29 protein-coding genes are annotated in these 25,772 nt (G+C 51.0%); 10 read left to right on the top strand and 19 right to left on the bottom strand.

Features of this window, described 5'->3' with window-relative positions; all coding sequences use genetic code 11:
* Window positions 1-18: 18 nt before the first annotated feature.
* The 6 genes from PsAD13_RS12410 to PsAD13_RS12385 all read right to left on the bottom strand — a co-directional run bounded on the left by PsAD13_RS12410 (window position 19) and on the right by PsAD13_RS12385 (window position 4,540).
* Window positions 19-198, bottom strand: a complete 180-nt coding sequence (locus PsAD13_RS12410; RefSeq protein ID WP_063318353.1) for a hypothetical protein — start codon at window positions 196-198, stop codon at window positions 19-21.
* Between the two features lie 51 nt (window positions 199-249).
* Window positions 250-438: a hypothetical protein gene (locus PsAD13_RS12405; protein ID WP_063303628.1), complete on the bottom strand. Its 189-nt coding sequence runs from the start codon at window positions 436-438 to the stop codon at window positions 250-252.
* Complete coding sequence (locus PsAD13_RS12400; RefSeq protein ID WP_063293238.1) at window positions 431-1,609, bottom strand: phage portal protein; 1,179 nt, start codon at window positions 1,607-1,609, stop codon at window positions 431-433. The genes PsAD13_RS12405 and PsAD13_RS12400 overlap by 8 nt, the downstream gene beginning before the upstream one ends.
* Before the next feature lie 217 nt (window positions 1,610-1,826).
* Entirely contained in the window at window positions 1,827-3,158 is a 1,332-nt protein-coding gene (locus tag PsAD13_RS12395) for a terminase family protein (RefSeq protein WP_193777049.1), read from the bottom strand.
* Complete coding sequence (locus PsAD13_RS12390) at window positions 3,091-3,603, bottom strand: hypothetical protein (protein WP_063293240.1); 513 nt, start codon at window positions 3,601-3,603, stop codon at window positions 3,091-3,093. The genes PsAD13_RS12395 and PsAD13_RS12390 overlap by 68 nt, the downstream gene beginning before the upstream one ends.
* Before the next feature lie 457 nt (window positions 3,604-4,060).
* Window positions 4,061-4,540, bottom strand: coding sequence for a YcgN family cysteine cluster protein (locus PsAD13_RS12385; RefSeq protein ID WP_057465880.1), 480 nt, complete (start codon window positions 4,538-4,540; stop codon window positions 4,061-4,063).
* Between the two features lie 127 nt (window positions 4,541-4,667).
* Here PsAD13_RS12385 and PsAD13_RS12380 point away from each other — a divergent pair, with 127 nt between their 5' ends.
* From PsAD13_RS12380 to PsAD13_RS12370, 3 genes are read left to right on the top strand one after another with little or no spacing between them, the layout of a single operon-like run.
* Entirely contained in the window at window positions 4,668-6,905 is a 2,238-nt protein-coding gene (locus PsAD13_RS12380; protein ID WP_063318352.1) for a PBP1A family penicillin-binding protein, read from the top strand.
* Window positions 6,902-7,603: a DUF1214 domain-containing protein gene (locus tag PsAD13_RS12375; protein ID WP_063318351.1), complete on the top strand. Its 702-nt coding sequence runs from the start codon at window positions 6,902-6,904 to the stop codon at window positions 7,601-7,603. The genes PsAD13_RS12380 and PsAD13_RS12375 overlap by 4 nt, the downstream gene beginning before the upstream one ends.
* On the top strand, window positions 7,600-8,190 hold the full coding sequence (locus PsAD13_RS12370; RefSeq protein WP_063318350.1) for a hypothetical protein: 591 nt from the start codon (window positions 7,600-7,602) through the stop codon (window positions 8,188-8,190). The genes PsAD13_RS12375 and PsAD13_RS12370 overlap by 4 nt, the downstream gene beginning before the upstream one ends.
* Before the next feature lie 12 nt (window positions 8,191-8,202).
* Here PsAD13_RS12370 and PsAD13_RS12365 read toward each other — a convergent pair whose 3' ends face one another.
* Complete coding sequence (locus PsAD13_RS12365) at window positions 8,203-9,045, bottom strand: hypothetical protein (protein ID WP_063318349.1); 843 nt, start codon at window positions 9,043-9,045, stop codon at window positions 8,203-8,205.
* Window positions 9,046-9,689: 644 nt separating this feature from the next.
* Between PsAD13_RS12365 and PsAD13_RS12360 the strand changes: the two genes are divergently transcribed.
* A complete protein-coding gene (locus tag PsAD13_RS12360; RefSeq protein WP_208986596.1) occupies window positions 9,690-10,346 on the top strand; it encodes a hypothetical protein in 657 nt (218 codons plus the stop codon).
* On the opposite strand, the gene PsAD13_RS12355 is transcribed toward PsAD13_RS12360, so the two are convergent.
* The gene (locus PsAD13_RS12355) at window positions 10,320-10,706 is read right to left on the bottom strand and encodes a DUF1491 family protein (RefSeq protein ID WP_082597157.1); all 387 of its coding nucleotides are present in this window, start codon (window positions 10,704-10,706) and stop codon (window positions 10,320-10,322) included. The genes PsAD13_RS12360 and PsAD13_RS12355 overlap by 27 nt on opposite strands.
* Window positions 10,707-10,739: 33 nt before the next feature.
* Window positions 10,740-11,618 (bottom strand): peptidoglycan-binding protein, encoded by an 879-nt coding sequence (locus PsAD13_RS12350; RefSeq protein WP_057465875.1) that lies wholly within the window; start codon window positions 11,616-11,618, stop codon window positions 10,740-10,742.
* Between the two features lie 528 nt (window positions 11,619-12,146).
* Between PsAD13_RS12350 and PsAD13_RS12345 the strand changes: the two genes are divergently transcribed.
* Window positions 12,147-12,731, top strand: coding sequence for a DUF5330 domain-containing protein (locus PsAD13_RS12345; protein ID WP_057465874.1), 585 nt, complete (start codon window positions 12,147-12,149; stop codon window positions 12,729-12,731).
* 146 nt (window positions 12,732-12,877) lie between these two features.
* Entirely contained in the window at window positions 12,878-13,309 is a 432-nt protein-coding gene (locus PsAD13_RS12340; protein ID WP_057465873.1) for a SufE family protein, read from the top strand.
* Here the strand turns inward: PsAD13_RS12340 and PsAD13_RS12335 are convergent.
* From PsAD13_RS12335 to PsAD13_RS12290, 10 genes are all read right to left on the bottom strand, one after another.
* A complete protein-coding gene (locus tag PsAD13_RS12335; protein ID WP_063303619.1) occupies window positions 13,272-14,018 on the bottom strand; it encodes a DUF6456 domain-containing protein in 747 nt (248 codons plus the stop codon). The two genes, PsAD13_RS12340 and PsAD13_RS12335, sit on opposite strands and share 38 nt — an antisense overlap.
* Window positions 14,002-14,412: a helix-turn-helix domain-containing protein gene (locus tag PsAD13_RS12330; protein WP_193757784.1), complete on the bottom strand. Its 411-nt coding sequence runs from the start codon at window positions 14,410-14,412 to the stop codon at window positions 14,002-14,004. Before PsAD13_RS12330 ends, PsAD13_RS12335 begins: the two co-directional genes overlap by 17 nt.
* 490 nt (window positions 14,413-14,902) lie before the next feature.
* Window positions 14,903-15,319, bottom strand: a complete 417-nt coding sequence (locus PsAD13_RS12325; protein ID WP_008549808.1) for a MucR family transcriptional regulator — start codon at window positions 15,317-15,319, stop codon at window positions 14,903-14,905.
* 463 nt (window positions 15,320-15,782) lie between these two features.
* On the bottom strand, window positions 15,783-16,145 hold the full coding sequence (mnhG, locus tag PsAD13_RS12320; protein ID WP_063293249.1) for a monovalent cation/H(+) antiporter subunit G: 363 nt from the start codon (window positions 16,143-16,145) through the stop codon (window positions 15,783-15,785).
* Complete coding sequence (locus PsAD13_RS12315; RefSeq protein ID WP_057465869.1) at window positions 16,142-16,495, bottom strand: cation:proton antiporter; 354 nt, start codon at window positions 16,493-16,495, stop codon at window positions 16,142-16,144. The genes mnhG and PsAD13_RS12315 overlap by 4 nt, the downstream gene beginning before the upstream one ends.
* Window positions 16,492-16,971, bottom strand: a complete 480-nt coding sequence (locus PsAD13_RS12310) for a Na+/H+ antiporter subunit E (RefSeq protein ID WP_057465868.1) — start codon at window positions 16,969-16,971, stop codon at window positions 16,492-16,494. The genes PsAD13_RS12315 and PsAD13_RS12310 overlap by 4 nt, the downstream gene beginning before the upstream one ends.
* Complete coding sequence (locus PsAD13_RS12305) at window positions 16,968-18,554, bottom strand: Na+/H+ antiporter subunit D (protein ID WP_063288157.1); 1,587 nt, start codon at window positions 18,552-18,554, stop codon at window positions 16,968-16,970. The genes PsAD13_RS12310 and PsAD13_RS12305 overlap by 4 nt, the downstream gene beginning before the upstream one ends.
* A gap of 4 nt (window positions 18,555-18,558) precedes the next feature.
* A complete protein-coding gene (locus tag PsAD13_RS12300; RefSeq protein ID WP_057465866.1) occupies window positions 18,559-18,936 on the bottom strand; it encodes a Na+/H+ antiporter subunit C in 378 nt (125 codons plus the stop codon).
* Complete coding sequence (locus tag PsAD13_RS12295; protein WP_057465865.1) at window positions 18,936-19,352, bottom strand: Na+/H+ antiporter subunit B; 417 nt, start codon at window positions 19,350-19,352, stop codon at window positions 18,936-18,938. Before PsAD13_RS12295 ends, PsAD13_RS12300 begins: the two co-directional genes overlap by 1 nt.
* Window positions 19,352-21,700, bottom strand: coding sequence for a putative monovalent cation/H+ antiporter subunit A (locus PsAD13_RS12290; protein ID WP_063318348.1), 2,349 nt, complete (start codon window positions 21,698-21,700; stop codon window positions 19,352-19,354). The genes PsAD13_RS12295 and PsAD13_RS12290 overlap by 1 nt, the downstream gene beginning before the upstream one ends.
* Window positions 21,701-21,958: 258 nt before the next feature.
* Between PsAD13_RS12290 and msrB the strand changes: the two genes are divergently transcribed.
* The 4 genes from msrB to PsAD13_RS12275 all read left to right on the top strand — a co-directional run bounded on the left by msrB (window position 21,959) and on the right by PsAD13_RS12275 (window position 25,772).
* Complete coding sequence (msrB, locus tag PsAD13_RS27325) at window positions 21,959-22,366, top strand: peptide-methionine (R)-S-oxide reductase MsrB (protein ID WP_084404713.1); 408 nt, start codon at window positions 21,959-21,961, stop codon at window positions 22,364-22,366.
* 295 nt (window positions 22,367-22,661) lie between these two features.
* On the top strand, window positions 22,662-24,755 hold the full coding sequence (locus tag PsAD13_RS12285; RefSeq protein ID WP_063318347.1) for a S9 family peptidase: 2,094 nt from the start codon (window positions 22,662-22,664) through the stop codon (window positions 24,753-24,755).
* A gap of 218 nt (window positions 24,756-24,973) precedes the next feature.
* Complete coding sequence (locus tag PsAD13_RS28100) at window positions 24,974-25,339, top strand: hypothetical protein (RefSeq protein ID WP_208980729.1); 366 nt, start codon at window positions 24,974-24,976, stop codon at window positions 25,337-25,339.
* Between the two features lie 49 nt (window positions 25,340-25,388).
* Entirely contained in the window at window positions 25,389-25,772 is a 384-nt protein-coding gene (locus PsAD13_RS12275) for a hypothetical protein (RefSeq protein ID WP_057465863.1), read from the top strand.

Raw genomic sequence — 25,772 nt, 5'->3', positions numbered from 1 at the left:
GCCTCCCTTAGCGAGCTTTCAATTGTTTTTTCTGCCGGAGTTTGCTCCCTCCGACTTTGCCGCGCGTCGTTCCACCAATGCTCCGGCGAGTGCCTTGGTGAAGTTGGCGAGGGTCTGTGCGGGGGCTTCATTGCCGCGCTGAGTTGGCTGTTGTTTTTGCTCAACGGGCACGGCTTGTGCTTTGTGTTTTTGGATCAAGGTTTCACCTTCAACCTTTCAAATTATCTCAATAGTCTGAGTGCGCAATTTTCAAAGATCCATGCGGAGCAGCTGGTTGAGTTTTTCCAGTTCACTCATGAACTCCTCGAACCTGCGATTGAACCGGATGACTTGCTTTAATGCCCACAAGAGCAGTGATGTGGAGGTGCCTGCCCATGCGCTAAGCGCCACATGGGCGAGGTCCCCTTTTGCAGCGAGCGCTGCCAGCAGCTCATTCATCTTTGCCCTCCGCCCCATATCCAACGGCGATGCGTTTTTCATCGCGGGAGAGGAAGTCCGCTGCGGTGATGCGATCCCACAGTGCTTTGCGTTCCAGCGCCAGCGCTTCGACAGCATCGAGATCCAGCTCCAGCGTAACCTGCTCATCGTAAGCAGCTGAGAGCCAATTGGAGAGCTCGGAGAGAACCCGCGCGGCGAGCGGCACAACCGTCAGGCGCCAGAAGGCGCGGTTGGCTTCCTGATAGTTGGCGTAGGTGTTGTCTCCCGGAATACCGAGCAGCATGGGCGGCACGCCGAAGGCCAATGCGATTTCGCGGGCAGCGACATTCTTCAGCTCAATAAAGTCCATATCCTTGGGCGACATGCCCATCTGCTTCCAGTCGAGCCCACCTTCCAGCAACATGGGGCGGCCTGCATTTTTCGCACCCTGATAGGAGCTTTCCAGCTCTTCTTTGAGGCGGTGGAACTGGTCGTCCGTCATGTTCATCGCATCGCCTGCACCATAGACCAGCGCACCGGTTGGACAGGCGGCATTATCGAGCAGAGACTTGTTCCACTCTCCGGCTGCGTTATGAATGTCGAGGGCAATTTGTGCGGCTTCAATGGGGGCGAAGCCGTAATGGTCGTTGAGCGGGTTGAAGAGCTTGATGTGCAGGACGGGTTGGACCTTGTCACCGGGGGCTTTGCGCAGTTCTACTTTGCGGCCTGCCACCTGATACTCGTAGGCCTCCACCCAGCCTACCTCATCCACCAGCACCTTCATGCGGTCGGGCCTGAGAGCGTGGAGCTCACGCGGTGCGCCTTCCAGCGAGACGGCCTCTATATACGCGTTACCGGAGACCAGCAGGAAGCCGTAGACTTCTTCCAGAAACGAGCGCCGTGTTTGCATGGGGGTGGGCTTGTTCAGAAGTTCCATCAGGGGATGGGCTTCCAGCTCTTCATCGCCCACTTTCACAGTGAGGGACACGTTTGCGGCGGCTTCGGAGATGAGGCGTACGCATCTGTAGGCGATAGGATTTCGTAAATACCCTTGGTTTATAAGTGATTCATAGTTGCGCGGGGTCCAGACGGCCCCTTCACCAAACCGCATGAAGGCGACTGATTTTGCCCGTGATGCCTTTTGCTCAGTTACTGGTGAAAAAACTGAATCAAGAAGTCTGCGTAACCCCATGAGATCAGAGTCCTTTTCGCTCTAACTTAATGTTTTGATTCATGTATTTGAGTGCACAAAGCTGTTTGCTTTTGGTCTGCCTTGATAAACAGCTTTAACTCATTTTCTCGCGTATCCTTATCCGAAAACCGGTTCCCACTTTTCGGCGATACACGGAGGGCTAATCCTCACAAACAGATTCAAGTTTGCGAGCTAACCCTTCAAATTATTGGTGTTTTTACAGTTTGCGCAGGCGTGGTTTGCCTGCCGGGCGTCGGTTGAGTTCTGTTATGGCCCAGACCAGTGCATCCAGCCGATCTGGTGATCTTCCGTTGCTCAGGCCACCAACCCCAAAGTCGGAGAGTTCATCTTCCAGCTCAGGAAAGACACCGCAATGATGAACTCGCCCCTGCTCATACAACAGGGCGACAGGCTCTGCTCTGCGGCGTTTGCTTTTGGTTGCGTGGACGGACTTTACCGGCACGCTGGCATCGACACTTTCAATGACCTCACGCACCATCTCGCCACCCTGATTGACCTCTGCCAATAAGCAGTCCGCCTCCAGCTCATGATAGAGTTTGATGGCTTGCTCAGCCCATGCAGCGGGGCGCAGGCCCTGGGCGGTTCTGTCTCGCAAGACATGCAGGTCACCTGCCTCTGTGATACCTGCAGCGACGATGCCACAGGAATCTGCAGTCCTGCCTGATGTGGCTGGCGGGTCCACGGCAACAACAATGCGCTTCAGTTCGGGGGCATCCCGCACCCGACCCATCTCGAACCATTTGCGGGCGAACAAAGCGTCTTCCCGGTCTTCAATCAGTTCTCCATCCAGCTCCTGCCGGCCTAATCGGGTGCCACCATACCGCTCTGCCATTTGCAGCAGAAACACCTCTGCCAGAAACGCGGCATTCGCTTTCGTTCCAGCCTTGGTCACCACGGTGCCTTTGTCTTGCAGCAGCAGTTTTAACAGCGGCGTGGACTTGGGTGTTGTGGTCACCAGCTGCTGTGGTTGCACCCCAAGACGCAGACCAAACTGGAGCATGTCGAAGGTTTCTGTTGCGTTGCTCCACTTGCCTGCTTCATCACACCAGGCGGCGTCAAATTGAGGACCGCGCAGAGCCTCAGGGTCTTCTGATGAAAAGGCCCGAGCGACCGCTCCATTCGCCCATTCCAAACGGCGCCGTGATGGGTTCCACTGAGGCTTGTGGCCTGCTGGGTGGACGGTGAGCAGACCGGAAATGCCCTCGATCATCACCTCCCGCACATCTGCATAGGTTTGCCCGACGAGCGCAATATTGCCAGCCGCCGGACCAGCCCATGCCTCCCCTGCAACCTTGCCTCTGACCCATTCTGCCCCTGCTCTGGTTTTGCCTGCACCGCGTCCGCCCATAAGCAGCCATGTGGTCCAACTTCCATCTGGCGGTCGTTGATGGGCGTGCGCGAACACCTGCCAGTTATATTGAAGATAACTCAGTTCATGTGCATTCAAAGAGGCGACAAAGTCATGAAGTTTGCCCTGCGCCACACAAGCTTTCAATGCGCTGCGAAAGCTGTTGTCGCATCTGGTCATCACTCACCTCTTCTGTGTTGTCCTCACCGTGTGCTTGCTGCAGGTCGATCAACATATCCAGCGTCTTGGCGAGGCTGGTGATGGCTTTTGCTGTGGCATCCATCTCTCCCGCTGCTGATTGCGGATCACCGCTTAGCTTTTTCAGTTTGGCTTCCAGTGCGCTGACCTGCTTTTCAAAGGCAGCATAGAGACGGGCGATCAGGCGCCTGCGTTCTTCTGGCTGAGAGCTGGCAAGCTCCTGCGCCAACTCCCACTTGCGCAGCCATCCCTCCCGTTTAATCTTGGTGGTGATGGTGCTGCTTGGCAGGCCTGTTTTGCGAGCGATATCAGCAATTGAGATGGCCTCTTCTTCCACCATGCGGCGGACGACCTGCCAGACCTCTAATGGCACACGCAGTCGTGCTGCCTGCTCATCCTCTTGCTGGGGCTCTTGCTCCTCCGCCATCATTCCTCCTGTCTCTAAAACTGTTCGCGTATCGTTGTCCGAAAACCGATGTTCACTTTTCGGCGGTACGCTGTAGGCACAAAAAAAGCCGCCCATTGAAACAAGGAGCAGCTGGTCAATTCTCTAAAATGTAGTGCAGATAGAAAGAGTAAGACTGCCTCTGCAGGCACCGTCACACTTTCTCTAGCATGCCAAAACCCTATCAAAACAGCGGCGCGCTGTCAAGATTATATTCCTAAGGTAAGTCATCCAAAGAGGCATGGACACTTATCCCCGTTTCACGTTAGGATTGAAACTCGTTCAACTTTAAATAAAGAAAGCTGTAAGGCTTTGATGCGACATTAAAAAAAGCGCAGGCCCTGAGGTACTGCGCTGGCTTTACAATTGCTTTGAATTTTGACTTATACCCGCTTCTCACCTGTGGAGAAGTAATTGAAAATAAACATATTTTGCAGGATCAGTCTTTGGTGTATTCCTCATCCGGCCAGTCGACGAGATAGTTTTCGAACTCTTCTGGCTCCATTCCATCTTCGCTGATGGTTTTGTCTTGGACTGAGATTCCGGCGTCATGCACGCTTTGCGGATCTTTGGAAACAAGCGGATGCCACCAGTACAGATCCCTGCCCTCACGGATTAGACGATACGCACATGTTGGCGGTAACCATTTCAAAGTTCTTACAGTTTCCGGCGAAAGCTGTACGCAATCGGGCACTGTGTCGAAGCGCTGTTCATAGTTTTTGCACCTACATGTGGTTCCATCCAGCAGAGTGCACGCAACGTTTGTCCAGTAGATTGCGCCTGTGTCCCAATCTTCAAGTTTGTTCAGGCAGCAGCGTCCACATCCATCACAGAGTGACTCCCATTCTTCATGGGTCATCTCATCAAGGGTTTTGGTCTGCCAGAAAGGGCGGTGACTCTCAGAGTTTACGGATACCATTTATGTCGTTCTCATTGCAAAATTCCGATGGGAATATCGCGAGGATGTCGCTTAGCTAGTTCTTCGGTTTGGTTCATTGTCCCCCTTTGCGCATTCAGGGGTGTGACCGGTACTACGGGTAATCAGTTTGGAAGAGAACTCTGATAACAGCGAAAAGCAGAATGTCACGGAAAATTCTGCTGAAAATGTGAAAAAAAAGGGCAAGGAGCGATCTTTTACCCTTCAGGATCTATCTCAGCGGATGCTTGCAACCGATGCATGGCTGGATTCTGCGCTTTGGCACACCTCACAGTTTTTGGGGGTGTTCTTTCGTGAGTACTCGGCCTTCATGCGCCGGTTCTCCCTGCGAGGCCCCTCCAAGTTTATTGCAGGGCTTGCTTCTGAAGGGCTGACCTATTGCGCGTTCGGCTTTTTGATCGTGCTGACCTTTGCGCAACCGGCCTTTAAAGCAACGGAGCGTTCTGACTGGAAAACCACCTCCGACTTTTCCGTGAGCTTTTTTGATCGGTTCGGAAACCCGATCGGCAAACGCGGCATTTTGCTGAACGACAAAATTCCACTGGATGAAATTCCTGATCACGTGATCCAGGCCACCCTTGCTACCGAGGACAGACGGTTTTTTGATCACTTGGGAATCGACTTTGTTGGTACCTTCCGTGCCATGGTTGCCAACGTGAAAGCCCGCTCTGTTGTGCAGGGTGGCTCGTCGATTACACAGCAGCTCGCAAAAAACCTGTTCCTTTCAAACGAACGCACATTACAACGCAAAATCAAAGAGGCTTATCTCGCTTTATGGCTTGAGATGAACCTGACGAAGCAAGAAATCCTCAAATTGTACCTCGATCGCGCTTATATGGGCGCGGGGACATTTGGTGTTGCCGCTGCTTCTGAATTTTACTTCGGCAAAGACGTGCGCGAAATTTCGCTGGCAGAAGCTGCAATGTTAGCAGGGCTTTATAAGGCCCCTTCCAAATATGCGCCGCATAAAAACCTGCCCTCTGCCCGTGCTCGTGCCAACGAGGTGCTGACGAATATCGTGCAAGCGGGCTTCATGACTGAGGGACAAGTTATCGGCGCGCGGCGTAACCCGGCAGAAGCGATTGACCGGACCAAGAGCCAGGCACCGGATCATTTTCTCGACTGGGCGTTTGAACAGGTGAAAGACCTTGCCGAACAGTACCCAGAGCTCAGTAATGACAGGGTTATTTCTGTTCGCACCACGCTTGATCCGGGCATGCAACAGGAAGCTACCAACCAAATCGAGAGCACCTTACGCCAATACGGTGACCGTTACGGCGTTGAAGAAGCGGCCATGACAGTTATCACCACCGAGGGTGCTGTGCGCTCCATGGTTGGTGGACGCGATTATGATGAAAGCCAGTTCAACAGAGCCACTGATGCGCTTCGCCAACCAGGTTCCTCGTTCAAACCGTTTGTGTACATGACGGCCTTCCTGAATGGATATGAGAGCGAGAGTGTTGTCCCCGATCGTCCAATCAGCATTGGCGGCTGGAGTCCACGCAATTATACCCGCAGCTATGCAGGCGCTGTGACGCTCAAGACGGCGTTGACCAAGTCAATCAATACCATTCCCGTTCGTCTGGCACAGGCCATCGGGCGCGATAAGATTGCAACCACCGCCTACATGATGGGGATCAACAGCGAACTGCGTATTACCCGTGCTATGCCGCTTGGAGTCTCTGAAGTTACGGTTCTTGATATGACAAGTTCCTATGCGGCCTTCGCAGCTGGCGGGAAGAAAATTGACCCCTACGCCATATTAGAGTTGCGCAATTCAAAAGGTGAGTTGCTTTACAACCATGATCGTGACGCTGGCCCTTCTCTGCGGATTCTGCCGTTTGACAAGGTCTCGATGATGAATGATATCCTGGTGAATGTGGTGGAACGTGGCACTGGCCGACGTGCCCGGCTGGATGGGATTACTGCAGCCGGTAAGACTGGTACGACACAGGCTTATCGCGATGCCTGGTTCATTGGCTACACGGGCAACCTTGCGGCTGCGGTCTGGTACGGAAACGACGACTTCTCCTCCTCACGCCGCATGACCGGGGGTAGCTTGCCTGCGATGACCTGGGGCAACTTTATGAAGTATGCGCACCAGGGGTTGGAGCTGAAAGCTATGCCCGGTGTGGAGCCGCCTGAAGGAAAGGATGTTATTGCCGCGAATGGTCTCAGTGATGTTGAGGTGACTGGCCCGCCAGAACTGCTCAACAGAACATCACAGCAAGTTCTGGAAGCGCTTGGGAAGCGGCTGCGTGCGCTTCCATTCAACAGTATTTCTCAGTCAAACGTGCAGGCCCAACTGGGCTCTGGCGCAAAGGCGGATGTGACTTATACCCGATGACCCACACCCCTCACATGCCTTTGGTGGCGGTTCGCGAACCAGAAACCACCCAGATTTTTGATGGAGAAACCTCCTGGCAAAAGCCTTGGCCTCATATTTCGCCATTGCTTTTCAAAGCCCCGTTTTTCTCGTTCGGACCGTTTTTATTCTCCATCATGATTGCTTTGATCGTGGGGATAGGCAGTGCTTATCTGTCGCTCAACAGAGGCTCTCCGTTCAGCGCACTGGAAAGCGGCGTGTGGGTTGCACACCCGCATGCAGGGACGATTGACAGTGATCCTTACAGTACGGCGATCTTTGCTCGAACCGGGCGCGTGCCGCTTGGAAGCGGTGAAGGCATTGCATTTTACGCTGCCTTTGATGACAGCGGACGGGCACTAGACCCCCAGTGCAATTACCGAATTGCCGGTAAAGTGCCAACTACACGGCTTTGGACCATTACAGCTTTGAACAACGCTCTGGAGCTGCTTGCGACTGATGCTGGTCGCGCCTCCTTGCATAGCCATGGCATTTTAACGGATCACACAGGCGCGTTTGCAATACAGGTTTCTCCTGAAGCCCGGCCCGGGAACTGGCTGCCAACCGGGGGGAGTAACGGGCTAGTGTTTGCCATGCGTCTTTACGATATCCCCTATACCACGGGTGCCGGTTTGAGTGCCCCTGTGATGCCTGCTGTTGAATTGGTGAGCTGCAAATGAATGATCTCCTCAAAAAACTGCAGGACCTTTACATTTCCCCCCGCTGGATTTTATGGGGCGTCGGCGGATTGCTCGTTGCGGGGATAATCCATGTGGCCATTGTTTTGAGCGTTCCCGCTTATGTTCTGCATTCCCCCTATGAGCGTGTTGGCGGCTTTGGTGCAGATCGCAGTTTTCAGATGCTGCCACCGATCCTGCCACGCAGTGAGCCTCTGCCGGATCTCGACCCATCTATGCGCCATGCCATCTGTCGTTATTCCCTTGAGAACGGCCCATTGATTGTGAGCGCATTTGCTCCCTCTCCGTTCTGGTCGCTTGGCCTGTTCAATGAAAAGGGACAGGTGACTTACAGTCTCAATGACAAGACATCTGAGGGCGAAGCTGTGCGCATGCTGGTGCTGACACCGCAGCAGCTTTCGATCCTGCGTGAGAACCCGCCTGAAGACCTGGAAGAGATGATTGTGGTTGAGACGAATGAGCTGAGGGGGTTTGCGCTGTTCCGTGCCTTTGCGCCGTCCAACGCGTATCTACCACAGATCTCCGCAGCGCTGCGATCTGCAACTTGCTCTGATCTGCCAAAGATTTAGAGCACCACCCGGCTATTTTTGCGGGATAGCGCTCTCTAAACCCCATCCGGTAAAGATGCGAGACGGTTTCTCGACTTGTTCTGCCGGACGTTTGACCTCGGCATAACATTTGGAAGGCAGTTCTTCGTAGGTGCGACGCAGCTGCTCATAGCCTTTGCTCGCGTCCCAGATTTGCTGAGCAGACGGGGTTTCCACTTCCAGCGCGTTGATGGCGATCTGATAGGCCTGCAGGCGACGGCCTGTGGCGCGGAGTACCCAATCCACAAAGGACTTATTCTCGCGGACCCTCGCCTTTACCCCCGTTGCAAACTGCGGGTTCACCTGAGTTTGGCGGCTCAGTGCCTCCAGTCGCTCATGATCACTCACCAGAACCTGACGGGCAATTTTACAAAACGGCAGGAGGAGCTTTTGATCAGACCCCATGTCATCAATCAGGCGAGTATAACGCGTTTCGCTGGAGCGGTACTTATCCGAGCGCAGATAAACGTAATAGTTTGACGGATTGATCGCAGCATATGGATCTTTCAAAAAACCCTGACGTTCCAACTGAGCCTTGTTGGCTCCAATCCAATCCTCAGAGGCCGGAGGAACAACCAGCGTCCATCCGCGATCGCGCAGTTCATTTTCCTGATCTGTCAAATTGAGGTTGGAGACGTCTTGCTTCTGGGAATAGCGGTAGAGCATGCCCAGATCTTCTGCGACGCGGTCATGAAGGAAATTTGGTTTTGCTCGGCCAAAATCTCCAGTGGGTTTGGCGCAGGCCGACAACAGCAGGCTGGTTGAAGATACAAGAAGGAGACAAGTCGCAAAGGCCCGACCTTTACTGATCAACTCTGTTTTCCCGAACTCGCCCATGACTCACAATCCCGCTGCTTGCAGCAATGGAGATACAGGCAAAGAACGTAGGAAGCTAGTCCCTCTCGTATTCCGAGTGCTCTTCTACAACGCGAATAACACCAACTCTGCTGCGGCAGGCTAATCCTGACGGCATTTTGTAGACACCCGGGAATATATGGATCTGGGCTGATGAAACCTGGCGGTCAAAGCCTCTGCGTATCTCTAAGGGTTGCCTGCGCGAGCGCTCAGTCACGAGATCATGAAGTGTACCCATCGTTTGTCCTCTGGCACATTTACCGGTCAATACCGTGGTTCTTCCAAGCCTCAGTTAAGCGGAGTTTCAGTTAATGAGCTGTAAAGCATTTGCTCCTAAATTTAGCTAGTAATTATATTCGATGTCATATGTGTCGCTGTGTATTTCTGGTGACTGCGAAAAACATCGAGAAATCATTGTTTTGCGTATACAGGTTCCTTCACTCATGGAAGACAGGTCTCAACTCTTAATTGCAGCAACAGAGGCTTTTGCTCAAACCGGCCATTCTCATGCAAGCTCTCATATGTATGAGGAGTTAGCGCTGCAGCACCTGTCATCAGCCACTGCGGCAAGTCGATTGAAGGTAGCGCACCTGTTGTGCCCGATCTCTCATGCTCCGGAGGCCGTGATGAAAGCTCTTGCAAATGACCATGACCAGATGATTGGAGAATACGTTGCTCTCAATTCCAGGAGCACCGTTGCCCCTTCACATCCAGCCAGTTCCTCTGATGAGCTTGCAGAAGATCTGCTTGGTCTCTTCCTGGAGCGCGCGCCGATCTCATCATACAAAGACCTCTCAGCAAGCCTTTCAGATGCTTCTGCTTCAGATGACACGGTTGACGCTCTGACGGAAAATGAGGCGCAGGAGCTAACACTTAGAGGGCTAAAATTTGGCCATACGAGCATGGTAGGCCAGCTGGCGCACGCCTGCCGCATGACTCCAGATCAGATCCATCAATGCTGTACGCATTCTTCTCCGGACGGATTCATTGTCATGCTCGTTGGTCTTGGGTTCTCTTCCCGTCTTGTCGATCAGCTGCTCGTCCGGTTTTGGGGCACACTCATTGAGACGGATCGCATGAGAGACCTGCAAAAGTCTGCTGCTGGTGTTAGCAAGAAGATTGCGCGACAATTGCTCTGCAGCTGGAGTGGAGAGATTTCTCCTCCTCGCTATAACACGATTTTTGAGGCAACCGAGACAGTTGTGCGGGAACTCAAAGCCCAGGGCACGTCTTTAACGCGGCCCTCACATTACCATTCAGAACTTGCGACCCTTAAAGCCTGAGAATAGATCTTCAGGCCCCGGCTCTTTTGGCAGTGACAGGAAGCTTCTGGCTTCCTTATCTTCAACTTCGACAACCCAGAAGTCAGGGTCCATGCGTTCTTCGCGTGTGAGTTTGGTTTCAATTTCCTCTCGTGAAGTCTTTTCCATCAAACACTCAAACTCGCGATCAAGTGGCTTTTCCTCTTCAAAGAAAGACTGCGGGGCAGGACCGTAAAAGTCGTAGGTCGTGTCCAACCGATCAACAATGATGAAGATGGCACCTGCTTCCAGCGCGCCTTTGCGGCGTATGCCTGCGAAAGCACCTTCCCCGAAGCACCGGCGTGTGTAAGCAGCGACCCAAAATTCAGAGGTTACTCGCATCAAGTTGTCTTTCTTATTGAATTGGTCGCGCTATCAGATCCGTGTGCCACTGACAGTAGCAAGCTTAGAGAAGAGAGCTTCGCTCATTTGCCCGTCTATCTGCAAAGCATTATCGCGTTGGAATGCGGCAATTGCAGAAGCGGTCTGGCCACCCGGAATACCATCAATTGTAAGCGGGCCGTACCCCAGATCTGCCAATGTTTTTTGCAGGCGCTTGATACGCTCAGTCATTGCATCCGTTTGACCGGAGACTTGTGTCAGATTGGAGCCACTTTGCGTCAATGCTTCAATTTCCTCAGGACTTGCCCGAGGAATAGGAATCTCAGTCCCTTCAGCAGACGCGGTGTTTGGAGACGGCGTAAACGCGGCAAAGTCCATTGTCAGCCGTGCGAGCAGCGCTTCGGTCACCTGCCCGTTTTCACTCATTGCGCGTTGTCTTTGATAAGCACGGACTGCCCGTTCTGTCGCGGGACCGAACTGGCCATCCAAACTGCCCGGATACACCCCTAAACGGCGCAGTTCTTTTTGCACTTCAGCAACCAGCTCTTGCTGTCTCAATCTCTGAGTTGCTCTTACAAGTTCTGAGCTATCTAACTGGCTTTGAGAAACCCGCGTGGCGACCATTGGAGAGGGATGCTTGGCATCTTGCAAAAAGGCAGCGTTCACCGCGATCAGCGATGCCATGCCAACGAAGCCTAACAGCACCAATGTAGAGAGCTTGTTCATGCCTGGAGACTTTTTGGAGGCAGCGTTAGCAACAGCAGCATGATCGACTTCGCCATTTTCATAGAAAACACCGTCTTCGTCATAGTCCACATGCATTTGGTAATCACCATCAGGCTGCGTATGTGCAGCCCCCCTACGGGCTCCACCTTTGCTCGCTTTTTTGCCGTTTGGCTTTCGCCCCACCATCAAGCACTACCTCTTTCAACGCAATTTGTGTGTCACCCGAGTACTCGGTCACTACCAATGTTAACTGGTGTCTTCCTGAGAGGTTAGAGATATCGCCCTCACCTCAGCAAGTCCACTTTGAATAGCTCTCTGCCCACCGAGAACCACCATAAAACCTTGGGTTAAATTGGGCTGTATTCTGGTTTTCCAGTCCTACTGTTTCTATCAAGTTTTGCTTAAAAAAACTCTTATGTGCACTTTTGAGTTTTAATTGTGAGCCCCATCTGGTGGCTTTTCACTTCAATAAGGTGCCGCTGGGATACTTTTTCTACACCTTTTATTAATCATAGATACGCTTCGCAAAATTTTCGAAAGACCAAAAATAGCCATAAATTTCAGTAGTTTTCAAATTTACATAAAATTTGATTCAATTTTATTGAGAACAATATATGTTATATTTGAGAGTAAACCCTATAGTTTCAACAAGTTAAACGACTATCTAAAAGTTGTCAGCCTATTCGGCGCACTTGAAACCCACGGGCGAAGCCAATGTTCTTTTTGCTTAGAACTACATTTTGGATCGGACTTGTACTGCTTCTGCTTCCAATTGGAACTGGCAGTGATGAGGACGCACCATCTATTGGGATCGTTCAGGTTTACCTTGCTGCTCAATCCACCGTGAAGGACCTTGGCGGTTTTTGTGATCGTAATCCCAATGCTTGCGAGATGGGCGGCTCTGTCATCACTCTCGTCGGTTTAAAGGCAAAAGAAGCTGCTCGCTTGACCTACAATTACCTCAGCGACAGTGAGACAGAAGATCTGCAACCCACAAAGTTTGCTGCTCTGCCGTCAGCTCAGGATGCTATCGAGGCCATACCGTTTGATGAAGTTGCAGCTGGCCAGCTGCTGCCGAGCCTTACAAGCCCATCAGACGAGCCTGCACATTCCGGTACACTTAGTTCAGCTGATCGGGACATTCCATGGCAACTCGATCAAGACCAGCAACAGAACAGCTCTGCGCAAGCAGATCCATCTGAACAAGGTCTGTTTGCTGAAGTTCAGCCAATCTATGCAACTCCAGTTGCTGCTGTTCCGTTACCGCGTCCTAATCCGCTGTATTACGGTCGGAATTAAGGTCAATTTCCATAAATCTGAGCTATTTATGGCCTATACTCTCATCTGGAGTGTGGGCCGTTATACATTTTGAATCCAATCGTATTGCCCCTAACCGGTTGGCGCGGTAGAAACGCCCTCAAAACCCTGAGTGAGAGAATAGTATTATGACCACTGCGATCGCTGATATTCTGGAAGGCTTTGAGTTCCTCGAAGACTGGGAAGACCGCTATCGCTATGTCATCGAGCTGGGTCGAGAACTTGAGCCCCTGACAGATGATGAACGCAGTGAGGAAAACCGCGTTCATGGCTGTGTTTCTCAGGTCTGGCTTTCGAAGAACATTCAGGAAGATACCGATAAAGGCCCGATCCTGTTCTATAAGGGCGACAGCGATGCACACATTGTTCGCGGTCTTGTTGCTATCGTTCTTGCGCAATATTCCGGTGTTTCAGCAAAGGAAATCCTTGCAACGGACATCGAGAGTATATTTGGCAAGATTGGCCTCAAAGAACACCTGACGCCTCAGCGTTCCAATGGCTTGAGTTCCATGGTTCAGCGTATCAAGGATGATGCGTCCGCTGCTCTAACTCCGAATTAGACGCTGCCCAACTCGCCATCCGAGCGTTTTCGGGACCGATCGCACGACTGCGAGACGCACCGTAATGTGTAGCAAGTCGGTCTAGCGCCAACCCCAGAACAATCTTGGCTGTTCGTTGTGGCCATTGACGCTCGCTCTCAACCTGTTTCAAAGGCTTCAAGAAACAACACACATCCATGAGAACGCCGGAGAGCTCCGGTCCGACAGTTGAGAGAGCTCTTTGAAGGCGATCTCTGGCATCGTAAACGCTGTCGGATACATCATCTACCTTAGTACTCGATCTTAATGATTGCTCACTGCGCCAGTTCGATCTAACGGTTCCCCAAAGTTGCGCGTAGGTGAAATCTTCTCTTAATCGCTCACCTGCTTCAAACTGGAGCTCCGAGAGGTATCCTCTCCCCGTTTTGTCTTTTCTACTCCTTAGCCAGGCCAGTGGGCTTTCTGAGTTGATGGTATTGATTTGAGATTGCTCCGTATTAGATTGAGTTTCCAACCCTCCATAGCTCAATTTTCGCCGCAACCAGCTTTTGCCCTTTTTGGTCAGCTGGTAGCCCTGCGCACAGGAAGCAACCAGCGACAGGGCTATTGCACGCGATAAGACAGCTTTAGCTTCCCCCTCAGGTTCCGCATGCTGCTTTGCAACTGCGAGCCCTTTGCATAATTTGATGAGCTGCATTTCAGATACTGCTTCCTCAGGCTGGGTAGGCATCAGACTGACCTCCGGAGCTTAGGGAAGAATGCATGCGCGCACTGGCAATAGACGCAGACAGCTGCCCCTCAATCTCGGAGAGGACAGCATCAAATTTCGGATCTTCTCTTAAATCTTCAACCACCTTGCAGGCATGGGCTGCTGTTGTTCTGTCACGTCCAAAGACTGCACCTGCTTGGGACAGGGTCATGCCCATTGAGACGTGAAGAATATACATAGAGACTTGGCGGGCCTGTGCAGCTTTTGCATAACCGCGGGAGGCAGAATGAAGCTCCTCTGGCTTCAATCCAAATGCAAGCGCGACACGGCCTGTCGCCATCCAGTCCACCGCTGACAGAGGCTTTTGGGACAGTCCAGAATGAACCGAAGACTCCGAACACGGACTCTTGGACATTTCATTTTTCTCCCCCTCAGAAAATCTTGGCATTTAATTACTCCAATGAACTGATTGGTTATCGTCAAAGAACAATTGATTGTTGCCCTAGCGATACTCGGGGGGGATAAGATTGGTACCTCGCGGTCTCAAAGCATAAATTTTTCTAAACGACTGGCAGACTTAAGCGATTTTTGAGTCCAGCTTCGAAGTTTCGAAAGCTGCCCTTAAAACCTTATCGAATTATTTTTTTGAATTAACTCTTGAGACTTGCAGGTGTTTTGAGATCACAACTTAGTAAAGCACAAGAAAATTAGAACTTAAGCTCTAGTGTCAGATGAACTAATTTTACCTTTACGGAAGGTCGAAGAAGGCGTGCCAGGGCACTATGCACAACACGTGCACCCTTAAGGGAAATTCATCAATAATGGGGGGATAAGAAACAGCAGAAGGGGAATAAAAAAAACCAGCCCCGATTGAGGCTGGTTTTCTGTCAGGATATGTCCTGAAATTACTTAGCGCGTTTACGCTGCTGGCCGAGACCCATTTTCTTAGCAAGCTCAGAACGAGCTGCCGCGTAATGAGGAGCAACCATTGGGTAGTCTGAAGGCAGACCCCATTTTTCACGATATTCTTCAGGTGTCATATCGTAATGCGTGCGTAGGTGACGCTTCAGGGACTTAAACTTCTTACCATCTTCAAGACAGATGATGTAATCGTTCGTAACAGACTTCTTCACCGGCACAGCTGGCTTGAGTGGCTCAGGCTCTGGCTCGGAAAGATCACCACTGGTTTTCTGCAAAGCGACGTAAACGTCGTTGATCAGCACAGGCAAATCGGCAGAGGCCACAGTGTTATTACCAACATAGGCTGACACGATATCAGCAGTCAGTTCCATCAAATTATTATCTGCAGGGATCTCGCTCATCTCTAACCTGTCATCTTGTGGATCTAAATTTCGTAGGTGTGCTTACTTACTACAGAACTAATACTTCAATCCGAAGATTAAACGTTAGATCCGTACTTATCTCAGCTAAGCTTCGACTCTAAACAAGCAAAAACCATAGGAGGCTTTTATAGAGACAGGAAATAAGGATAACAAGTTAAATTCGGTATGAAAAAGCAGATTTACTATGGTTTTTTGTGCATTGTGATTTAGAAGGACCTTACAGACTTCCAACAAACTTGAGAAATCATAGAAGTAAACTAGATAAACTGCTTGCCCTAATGTACAGGTAAAAGAATGAGACTTTGCTGTGTAATTGGCTGTTGGCAAGGCGATGCCGGTGAAACTCACGTTTCTAGTCAACCGCCTTCCCAAAGGGCATTGTCGATTATTTCTGGTGATTTGGCTGCACTAAACCCCAGAAACTGTGATCGAAGCTGACATATTATTGCGGTGTTTCAGGCTCCGCAGACTTCTTCGTCACACTCAGCTCGTCCAATTTGGTTTCCTTACAAGGTTTGTAGCCCACGACATAGGCTGCGCGCGCGATGAGGTGTGCAGAAACCGGAGCCGTCAACAGAAAGAAGCAGACGGTCGCGACAGCGCGCATGAAATCATCCCACTGCTGCGAATAGAGGCCAAGCGCCAGCACCATCAAGCCAGACCCCAAAGTTCCCGCCTTGGACGCTGCGTGCATGCGTGTATAGACGTCTGGCAGACGATTGATGCCAAGCGCTGCGCCAGCTGCAAAGATTGCTCCTATAATGAGCATAATCCCAGTCAGGATGGAGATAACTGCTGACATCATTTCTGCTCCTCCTGCTTTTCGGAATCTTTGATTTCCTGCATGATAATAAAGTCTTTGGCCTGCCCTCGATTTAAGATGAAGCGGGCGAAGGCAACGGTTGCCAGAAAGCCGACAAGACCGAGTGCAAGCGAGATATCGATATAGAGCGTGTATGATGACCCAACACCCACAGTCGCTATCAGGCCGATGGCGACAACCACCAATAGATCCAGTCCAACAATGCGATCAGGCAAGGTTGGGCCTTTGATGATGCGATAGACAATCAGCAAGAATGTCAGGCCGAGAATAAAGAGCGCGATGCTCACACAGGCATACAGAAAATCTGATGCGAAAGCCTCAAATCCGTTCATCGAAACGCCTCCAAGATCTGACGTTCAAAACCATTCTTGATGCCATCAATTGTTTCTTCCGGATCTGGCACGTTGAGGCAATGCACAAACAAGACCTTTCGATCTTCCGAAACATCGACGGAGAGCGTTCCCGGTGTCAACGTGACCATGTTTGCCAGCAATGTGATCTCAAAGTCTTCGCTGACTGAGAGCGGCACTGCGATGATGCCTGGGTGGAGATTGATCTTCGGTTTGATAACAATCATCAGCACCCGCCAAGAGGACAGCACCAACTCTTTGAAGAAGCTGCCAGCAAGAATGAGAATCTTCCCACCGCGCTGAAAGTAGTCTCGAAATGCGATCTGTTCCCGGATCAGGAACAACGCAATACTGGACAAGATAAAACCGAAAATCAGATTCAGCGGTGTGAATGAGCCGGTAACAGCGCCCCATGCTGCTGCAAGCAGCAGGTTCATGAGAAAGACCGTGTTGTTCATCGGATGCCTCCAAATACGGAACCGATATAGGCTGTCGGATCAATCAGCGTTTTTGCTCCATTCTCAGTTATGGACATCATGGTTTCCGGCAAGATTCCAATTATGAAGATCAGCGCAGTCAACACGACGAGTGGCAACCAGATGCTCCACGATATCTCAGAGGCATCAGAGCTACCGGCAATGGGGAGAGCTTGAATGCCATCCACCGTGTGCTCGTTCCCGCCTCGCCAGAATGCGAAGATCCAAAGACGTCCTACAGCAATGGTCGTAAACAGCCCAGAGACCAGAATACCAGCTGCGACCCAGCCACGACCAGCTTCTAGCGCACCAGCTACGAGCAACAGTTTTGCCCAGAAACCAGAGAAAGGTGGCAAGCCTGCGACTGCGAGCAAGAGGATCAAGCCTATTCCAGCGCCCAGAGGCGTGCGGATGTAGAGACCTCCGATTTCCCGCAGGGAAAATGTACCGCTCATCTGGAACATAAAGGCGACCAAGAGATAAAGCGCAGTCATGATGAGAACGGAATGCATGGAGTAGAAGATCGCACCAGATACAGCAACTTCATTGCCGACTGCGATACCAGCCATCATGGCACCGATACCAGCGATGACGAGATAGGCCATCAGGCGTCGGATATCTGTTTGAGCCAGCGCACCAAGTGAGCCGGTCAGCATCGTTGCGATGGCGACTATTCCAATTAGAGAGGCGAGCCAGTCACGACCTTCCGGCATCAGCAGAAGCATCACTCTGAGCAGCGCATAGACACCGACTTTGGTGAGCAAGCCTGCAAAGATTGCGGCCACTACCAAACGTGGTGTGTGATAAGAGGCCGGAAGCCAGAAATTGACTGGGAACGCTGCTGCCTTCATTGCAAACGCAAGGAAGTACAGGGTTGCCAAACCAAGCATCGGACCAGAGCTATCAAAGGCTTTTAGCTTGCCAGCAATATCCGCCATGTTCAACGTACCAACCAGACCGTAAAGCAGGCCAGTCGCGGCAAGGAATAGCGTTGTCGCAATCAGGTTCAGCACTGCATATTTTACAGCACCGTCGATCTGCACCTTTTCATTTCCAAGGATCTGCATACCGAAGGATGAGATCAACAGGACTTCAAACCACACATAAAGGTTGAAGATATCTCCTGTCAAAAATGATCCTGTGACACCGCAGAGCAGCATCAGGAGGAACGGATAGAAACCGTAGCGTCTTTCGTTTTCAGCAATTGAGTTCATTGCGAAGACGGCGACACACATGGTTGCTACAGAGGCTGTCAGCGCCAGCAATGCGCCGAGCGGATCAGCTGTAAAAGCGATACCGAAAGGCGGGAGCCAACTGCCCATCACCATTGTCACAACACCATTGGTGAGAACGTGGTTGAGCAAGCCGATGTTTGAAAGGATCACCAGTGCGATTGTTGTGATCGCGATCCAAGGCTGAGTAGCCGATTTCTTTCGAAAAATAATTGAAATTGCACCGCCTGCCATGGTGAGCAGGACAGGAGCAACCAATAGCCAGTCGGCAAGAGGCACCGCCTCCGTTACCATTGCCGCTGTAATATCAACTGTCGTTTTCGTTGCAGCCATCTACTTAGTACCCCAGCGGCGGTTCAGAATGTTCTTTGGGTTCTGCAACGCGCATATCAAGCAAGTCATCTGTTCCCAGCTCCTGATAGGCCCGGTACCCGAGGACCAGGAAGAATGCCAGGAATGAGAACGAGATCACAATCGCGGTCAGCACCAATGCCTGAGGCAGAGGGTTCGCTGTTGCTTCTACGGGGAGATAGCTTTGAAGCGGAATAATTGGCGGTACATCCCGTGTCAGGCGTCCTGCCGTGAAGATCAAGAGGTTCACGGCATTTCCAAGAATGGCAATGCCCAGCAGGATCCGTACAAGTTTGCGAGACAGAAGCAGATAAATGGAACCTGCAAAAAGGATCCCGACCAGAACAGAGAAAAGCGTTTCCATTAGTCTGCCCTTTCTTCCAGAGAAAGAGCGATCGAAGAAATCGCTCCTACCACCACCAGATACACTCCAATGTCAAAGAACAGCGGTGTTGACAGGTCAATCACCGTGCCCAAAAACGGGAGAGCAAGCCACTGACTTGTCATTGCTGGCTGACTGAAGAACAGGCTCGGCAACACAGAGACAACCGCGAGGAGCAGGCCTGACGCAGCAATGGACATAGGATGAAACTTCATTGCCCGGCGAACTGCAGAGACACCGCAGGCAATGCCATAAATTGCGAAGGCGGAAACGGCAATCAGCCCGCCGATGAAACCTCCACCGGGCTCATTGTGCCCACGGAGCAATACGAAGACGGAAAAAAGCATCATCAGAGCAGAGAGATACGGAGCGACCGTTCTGAATATAAGCGTATTCATTAGCGATTTTTCTCCGAGTTCGAGTTTCCGTTTGATTTAGGTCGCACTCGGATAAGTGCAAGGACCGCCAGACCCGTTACCATCACAACGGAGATCTCTCCGATCGTATCGAAGCCGCGGAAATCAACGAGAATAACGTTCACGATGTTCCGACCGTGCGCAATCGTCCGACTGTACTGTGTGAAGAACTCAGAGAGTGTTGGGTCAAACGGCAGTTGAATAATGGACATCAGCAACATGCTAATACCCGCACCGCAAAGCACTGACAGGCTGATATCAAATGCCTTGCCACGCGATGACCGGGCATCGGTTGGCTTCAGATTCAGACGGGTCATTACCAATGCAAGGATCACAACCGAGAGTGTCTCAACCATAAACTGCGTGAAGGCCAGATCCGGCGCTCCAAAGAGCAGGTAGATCAGTGCCACTGCAAAGCCTTGAATACCAAGCAGGACAATCGCCGTTACTCGGTAGCGTGCTGTTAACACGGCATAAACGCCAATCACCGCAATCGCGGCAATAAACCACTCATAAGCGTAGAAGCTGCCTATACCTTGCAGCTTTGGCCAATTGCCTGTGAGGATCATTGGTACAAACAGCACCAGCGCGATTACGGTAAACGTTGCACGCATATAGGTGACCATACTGCCAGTTTGAACTGTTTGTGTCAGCGTGGTTGCAAAACGAATGATAATTTCCAAGACTTGGTCGAAGCCTTTATCTGGTCCCCACCCAATGGTTCGCAGAGCATCAGCAACAATCACACGGAGCTTATCCATGTACATGAAGATGATAATACCAAGGGCAACTGTCACTAAGGACAGGTAAAGCGCTGGTGACAGGTATGTGGGGAACAAATGCAACTCTTCATCAAATGGTGTTCCCAGAATTGCAGAGGTCATTGGTGACAAGAGCTGATGACCAACTGATGCGATGAATGCACCGGCTGCCAAGCCCAGAACCGCAAGAGTGATTGATCCCGCAACAAGTAGGACAGTTCCTTCATGAGCAACTTTTGGTGTTTTCACCTCGGCGCCGAAGAACGGTTTAATGGCAACGGTCGCGGCCAGAGCAAACATCATCGCGTTGCCCAGTACGGCAAAGCCAGTCCAAAGCCCACCGTTCACAGCGTGCCTTGTTCCGTCATAAAGAACTTCTTTTGCAACAAAGCCGACCAGAGGTGGCAAACCTGCCATTGACAATGCAGATAGGACCGCAGCTGTACCGGTGATCGGCATCAGTGAGAACAAGCCCCCTACTCTGTTCAGATCGCGTGTACCTGATTCATGGTCGACGGTTCCGACCACCATAAACAAAGAGCCCTTAAAGAGTGAGTGCGCGAACAGGTATATAACGGCGCCTTGGATCGCCACCGGGTCTGATGTGCCTGTCAGCATCACCAGCAACCCGAGAGACGCAACTGTTGTGTAGGCCAGAACAAGTTTGAGGTCGGTCTGCCGAATGCCAAGAATGGTGCCAACGAGCAGTGTGATGCCACCAAAGATCGGAAGTACGGTCATCCAGAGTTCTGTATCTCCCAGAACCGGATGCATGCGCATGAGCAGGTAAACACCGGCTTTCACCATGGTGGCAGAGTGTAAGTATGCAGAAACAGGTGTCGGAGCTTCCATTGCGTTTGGAAGCCAGAAATGGAACGGAAATTGAGCTGACTTTGTGAAAGCGCCCAGCACCACCAAGATGAAGATCGCGGTGTAATACGGGCTTTTGCGTAAAACATCTCCGGAGTTGAGCAACTCACTCAACTCGAAACTACCACCTTGGTAGCCAGCTAAGATCAAACCAGCCATCAGAGCTAGACCACCGCCGCCAGTTACAACAAGCGCTTGCACAGCAGAGCGGCGAGAGGCGCGGCGCAGGTGGTCAAACCCGATCAACAGGAAGGACGTGATAGACGTCAACTCCCAGTAGATGAAGAGCGTGATGACGTTATCAGCAACAACAACGCCCAGCATGGCCCCCATGAAGAGGAACAGGTAGGATAGAAACTGCCCAAGGTTCTCATGGCCTTTCAGGTATCCACCTGCATAAAGCGTAATGAGCGTTCCTATTCCCGAAATTAGAAGCGCAAATAAGACAGACAGGCCATCCAGATAAATCGAGAAATTTACGTTGAAGGTGGGAACCCACTCCAAGCTCGCCTTGAATGTTTGTCCCTCGGCAATGCCTGGCACGAATGAAAGAAACTGTAGGAACGCCAATGCAGGAATAACAGCGAGAAGCCACGCAGCATTGTGTTTCAGAGTCTTTGCCAGAAAGGGACTAAGCGCAGCGGCAACAAACGGGCCTAATAACGCCCAGAACGTTGCCTCGACACCGAATAAAGGCATGTAGCACTCCGTAAATTTATTAGTGTGGTTAACCTATAAGACCGAGTCGAATTTGCCAAACACGCTCCCCCGACCACTCCAAAGACATAAGCTGCCCACCCATGCAGGGCAAGTTCATCACATTCTAGTTTTGTCAGGTTCCAATAAACTTTAACCTCACCTAATTGTAACTTGCCTTATAGGCATTGGCTGTTTGTTTATGTCTTGGTAAACTTAACATGGCCCTACCATTGAGCCCGGTGAATAAGGATTTCTATCATGTTTAACAAAAAATCACCTAAGGACATGACCGAGTCGGAATGGCGGGAACAACTGACCCCTGAGCAATATCGTATCCTTAGGGAAAAAGGTACCGAACGGGCCTTTACAGGCCCTTATTGGAATACCTTTGAAACAGGCACCTACAGCTGCACAGCATGTAGCTCTAAGCTATTCAAATCAGACACAAAATTTGATGCAGGCTGCGGTTGGCCAAGTTTCTTTGAGGCGGTCTCTCCCGATGCTGTGACAGAACATAAAGACGCTACGCTTGGCATGGTCCGCACAGAGATTTGCTGTGCAAGTTGTGGAGGACATCTCGGACACGTTTTCCCTGACGGCCCACCACCAACAGGACTTCGCTACTGCATGAATGGTACTTCGATGACATTCACACCTGACACGTAGTTTTGATCAAATCCAAGATAGGTGTTATCGCGAGGCAAAAGAGCGACGTTTTGAAGCTGTGGAAGAACAACTCTAATTACATTGAAATAATATTATCTGCTCTCTTCGAAAGACATATGAGCATGAAAATTATCGGTGTAAAAAGCTTCAGGTTCAAATTTATACCTTCGATTCAGCGCATATCTTCTCAGGGATAAGTTTTAATCGGGAACTGGCTTTATGCTCGTTCCCGATTAAAATGCTGAAGAATAGAATTCAGATTTCAAAATCATAAGCGTAAACTCAGTCAGGTATAATGAAAAAGTCAGTTCCACCAAGCGCGCAGATGCGCACTCATGAAACCAGCCATCATGGTTTTACTCGCAACGAGCCTTATGCCTGGCTGCGCGCAGATAATTGGCAGGAGGTAATGCGAGACCCCACTCTGCTTGATCCTGAGATCCGTGCCTATCTTGAAGCAGAAAATGCCTACACCGAAAGCGAGATGGAAGACACTGAAGAGCTGCAAAAAGCACTTTTTGCAGAGCTAAAGGGTCGTATCAAAGAAGACGACAGTTCAGTTCCTTCTCCTGATGGTGAGTACGCCTATGCGATGAAGTTTGTTGAAGGTGGCCAACACCCCAAATTTGTGCGCAGCAAGCGTGATGGAAGCGACCCCATAGTTCTTGTCGATGGAGACCTTGAAGCTGATGGCAAAGCATACTTCAAATTTGGCGGTGCATCTCACAGCGATGACCATAGGTATCTGGCCTGGGCTTATGATGACAAAGGCTCCGAGTACTACACACTGAAAGTGCGCGACACGACGACAGGACAGGATCTGGAAGACACCATACCAGACACTGGTGCAGGCGGTGTTTGGTCTACGGACGGTCAGTATCTGTTTTATGTTCAGGTAGACGCAAACCATCGCCCTTCCAAGCTCTTCCGCCACAAGCTCGGTACAGCACCATCTGAAGATGTTCTTGTTTATGAAGAACAAGATACAAGCTTCTTTGTTGGGCTTGGCAGAACACAATCCGGACGCTTCATTTGTGTTGGTTCAGGCGACCATGAAACCACCGAGGTTTGGCTTATTCCAGCAGATGAACCTTTGGCAGCCCCTACGTTGGTTGCCAAGCGTGAGACTGGCGTGGAGTATTCCGTCGAAGATAATGGTGACCGCCTGCTGATCTTGACCAACGCTGGTGAGGCTGAAGATTTCAAGATTGTCAGCGTGCCGCTCGTCGCCCAGCTTGCTCTTCCGGGTAAGTCACACTGGGTTGATCTGATTGCTCATAAGCCTGGCCGTCTGATCCTATCGCACGATGTTTACAAGGATTATATGGTGTGGCTTGAGCGCGTTGATGGCTTGCCGCGGATTGTCGTCCATCGTTTCATCGATGGTATTTCACACAGCATTGAATTTGATGAAGAGGCCTATAGCCTCGGTATAGCCGCAGGGTTTGAGTATAACACCACAACCATACGGTTCACGTATTCTTCCATGACAACACCAAGCGAGGTTTATGATTATGACCTTGCTACGCGCGATAGAGTGCTGCGCAAGCGGCAGGAAGTGCCATCTGGTCACGATGCTTCTGAGTACATTACGCGCCGCCTGATGGCTCCTTCACATGATGGTACACTGGTTCCGGTTTCTCTGCTCTATAAACGCTCGACAGTTCTGGATGGAAGTGCTCCTTGCCTGCTTTACGGTTATGGGTCCTATGGCCTCTCAATTCCTGCCAGCTTCTCCACCAATGCCCTGTCGCTTGTTGATCGCGGATTTGTTTATGCGATTGCGCACATTCGTGGTGGCAAAGACAAAGGCTATGCCTGGTACAAGAACGGGCGTCGTGAATTCAAGAAGAACACCTTTTATGACTTCATCGCAGCCTCGAAGTTCCTAGCTAGCGAAGGCTTCACCGCTCATGACAGGATCGTTGCGCACGGCGGCTCTGCCGGCGGCATGCTGATGGGTGCATGTGCAAACATGGCACCTGAGGCTTTTGCTGCAATGATTGCTGAAGTGCCATTTGTGGACGTGCTAACCACCATGCTCGACGACACGTTGCCGCTGACACCGATTGAATGGCCGGAATGGGGTGATCCGATCCGCGATAAGAGCGCATATGGATATATCGCCTCCTATTCTCCCATCGACAATGTGGAAGCGAAAGACTATCCAGCGATCTTCGCACTTGGCGGCCTGACTGATCCGCGCGTTACCTATTGGGAGCCTGCCAAATGGGTTGCAACACTGCGTGAGAAGAAGGCTAATGATAGCCTGGTGATGCTACGCACCAACATGGATGCCGGCCACGGTGGCGCATCTGGTCGTTTCGATCGCCTGAAAGAGGTCGCCTTGGTCTATGCCTTTGCCTTAAAGCAGACCGGCAAGGCCTAATCTAACTTCACTAAGTAATGTAAAAAGGCGCTTCAAACGGGCGCCTTTTTTAATTAATATAGCTGCAAGTTTGCCTTAACCTTATTCTCAGTTCAAAAACTCCGTTAAGAATACTGGAACCAACATAGGACTAAGATTATTTGGTCGAATGAGGAGCTTTAACTCCTCTTGGCGCTCAATGTTAAAGACATAAACAACAAAAAAGTCTGGAACATCCTGTGCGTGCCATTCTGGTTATCTTGCTTCTTATCCTTATGCTTCCTGCGTCTACAGTCGCTCAGGTCAACAATAAGCTTTATCCGTTCAATCATCTGATCCCGAATGACTTGCGGTCGGCGCCGCGGATTTATGGGTCGCAGTATGATTGTCGGATCAGGGTGAAAGAGGATGGGGCGGAGAATGTTTATCAGGCGTTTGTAACTGGGTATTTCAGCGATCCCAGCCGCAATATCTCCAGCGTTGCCTGTTTTCGGACAATGAAGAAGTGTCAGGCTTATCTGAACTTCATGCGTGGGTACTTAGAGCTTACCCGTAGTGCCAGTTGCCAGCACGGGTATTACAAAGGACTTTTTGGCTGGTTTTAAAATACACTTTTGACAGAAGAGGCCGATAAGGCCCGAAAGCGTTGATTAAATGAAGACAATTGCCCCACTCGCCTGCTTTGCAGCGGCGTCTCTGTTTCTAGTCAGCTGCAGTCAACCACCAAGCACCAATTATCTGGAACGGCAACTGATACCTCGTACAGGGCCAATCATGCCGCGTGTGAAAGGCACTCAGTATGATTGTTCCATTGCGACTGCTGAACATGGCGCGTCCAATATCTGGCAAGCAAATGTTGGCGGGCGCGTCTTGAGCGATAATCAGCCCTATAACGTCTCAACCGAGGCTTGCTTCACAACTCAGAGCGAGTGCGAAGCATTTCTCTATCTGATGAACGGGGTCTTAGACCAGATCATCACATCCCGTTGCCAGCTTGGATATGAAAAAGGCTTCTTCGCCAAACTGTTCGGATCTTGA

Source organism: Pseudovibrio sp. Ad13, from assembly GCF_001623225.1.
GTDB lineage: Bacteria > Pseudomonadota > Alphaproteobacteria > Rhizobiales > Stappiaceae > Pseudovibrio.
This window is presented reverse-complemented; position numbering and strand designations above follow the sequence as displayed.

Excerpts from the sequence above, each read along its gene's own strand:
- PsAD13_RS12405 (WP_063303628.1), bottom strand. The coding sequence starts at position 438 with ATGAATGAGCTGCTGGCAGCGCTCGCTGCAAAAGGGGACCTCGCCCAT.
- PsAD13_RS12400 (WP_063293238.1), bottom strand. The coding sequence starts at position 1,609 with ATGGGGTTACGCAGACTTCTTGATTCAGTTTTTTCACCAGTAACTGAG.
- PsAD13_RS12395 (WP_193777049.1), bottom strand. The coding sequence starts at position 3,158 with ATGACCAGATGCGACAACAGCTTTCGCAGCGCATTGAAAGCTTGTGTG.
- PsAD13_RS12390 (WP_063293240.1), bottom strand. The coding sequence starts at position 3,603 with ATGGCGGAGGAGCAAGAGCCCCAGCAAGAGGATGAGCAGGCAGCACGA.
- PsAD13_RS12385 (WP_057465880.1), bottom strand. The coding sequence starts at position 4,540 with ATGGTATCCGTAAACTCTGAGAGTCACCGCCCTTTCTGGCAGACCAAA.
- PsAD13_RS12375 (WP_063318351.1), top strand. The coding sequence starts at position 6,902 with ATGACCCACACCCCTCACATGCCTTTGGTGGCGGTTCGCGAACCAGAA.
- PsAD13_RS12370 (WP_063318350.1), top strand. The coding sequence starts at position 7,600 with ATGAATGATCTCCTCAAAAAACTGCAGGACCTTTACATTTCCCCCCGC.
- PsAD13_RS12365 (WP_063318349.1), bottom strand. The coding sequence starts at position 9,045 with ATGGGCGAGTTCGGGAAAACAGAGTTGATCAGTAAAGGTCGGGCCTTT.
- PsAD13_RS12360 (WP_208986596.1), top strand. The coding sequence starts at position 9,690 with ATGAAAGCTCTTGCAAATGACCATGACCAGATGATTGGAGAATACGTT.
- PsAD13_RS12355 (WP_082597157.1), bottom strand. The coding sequence starts at position 10,706 with ATGCGAGTAACCTCTGAATTTTGGGTCGCTGCTTACACACGCCGGTGC.
- PsAD13_RS12350 (WP_057465875.1), bottom strand. The coding sequence starts at position 11,618 with ATGGTGGGGCGAAAGCCAAACGGCAAAAAAGCGAGCAAAGGTGGAGCC.
- PsAD13_RS12345 (WP_057465874.1), top strand. The coding sequence starts at position 12,147 with ATGTTCTTTTTGCTTAGAACTACATTTTGGATCGGACTTGTACTGCTT.
- PsAD13_RS12340 (WP_057465873.1), top strand. The coding sequence starts at position 12,878 with ATGACCACTGCGATCGCTGATATTCTGGAAGGCTTTGAGTTCCTCGAA.
- PsAD13_RS12335 (WP_063303619.1), bottom strand. The coding sequence starts at position 14,018 with ATGCCTACCCAGCCTGAGGAAGCAGTATCTGAAATGCAGCTCATCAAA.
- PsAD13_RS12330 (WP_193757784.1), bottom strand. The coding sequence starts at position 14,412 with ATGTCCAAGAGTCCGTGTTCGGAGTCTTCGGTTCATTCTGGACTGTCC.
- PsAD13_RS12325 (WP_008549808.1), bottom strand. The coding sequence starts at position 15,319 with ATGAGCGAGATCCCTGCAGATAATAATTTGATGGAACTGACTGCTGAT.
- mnhG (WP_063293249.1), bottom strand. The coding sequence starts at position 16,145 with ATGATGTCAGCAGTTATCTCCATCCTGACTGGGATTATGCTCATTATA.
- PsAD13_RS12315 (WP_057465869.1), bottom strand. The coding sequence starts at position 16,495 with ATGAACGGATTTGAGGCTTTCGCATCAGATTTTCTGTATGCCTGTGTG.
- PsAD13_RS12310 (WP_057465868.1), bottom strand. The coding sequence starts at position 16,971 with ATGAACAACACGGTCTTTCTCATGAACCTGCTGCTTGCAGCAGCATGG.
- PsAD13_RS12305 (WP_063288157.1), bottom strand. The coding sequence starts at position 18,554 with ATGGCTGCAACGAAAACGACAGTTGATATTACAGCGGCAATGGTAACG.
- PsAD13_RS12300 (WP_057465866.1), bottom strand. The coding sequence starts at position 18,936 with ATGGAAACGCTTTTCTCTGTTCTGGTCGGGATCCTTTTTGCAGGTTCC.
- PsAD13_RS12295 (WP_057465865.1), bottom strand. The coding sequence starts at position 19,352 with ATGAATACGCTTATATTCAGAACGGTCGCTCCGTATCTCTCTGCTCTG.
- PsAD13_RS12290 (WP_063318348.1), bottom strand. The coding sequence starts at position 21,700 with ATGCCTTTATTCGGTGTCGAGGCAACGTTCTGGGCGTTATTAGGCCCG.
- msrB (WP_084404713.1), top strand. The coding sequence starts at position 21,959 with ATGTTTAACAAAAAATCACCTAAGGACATGACCGAGTCGGAATGGCGG.
- PsAD13_RS12285 (WP_063318347.1), top strand. The coding sequence starts at position 22,662 with ATGAAAAAGTCAGTTCCACCAAGCGCGCAGATGCGCACTCATGAAACC.
- PsAD13_RS12275 (WP_057465863.1), top strand. The coding sequence starts at position 25,389 with ATGAAGACAATTGCCCCACTCGCCTGCTTTGCAGCGGCGTCTCTGTTT.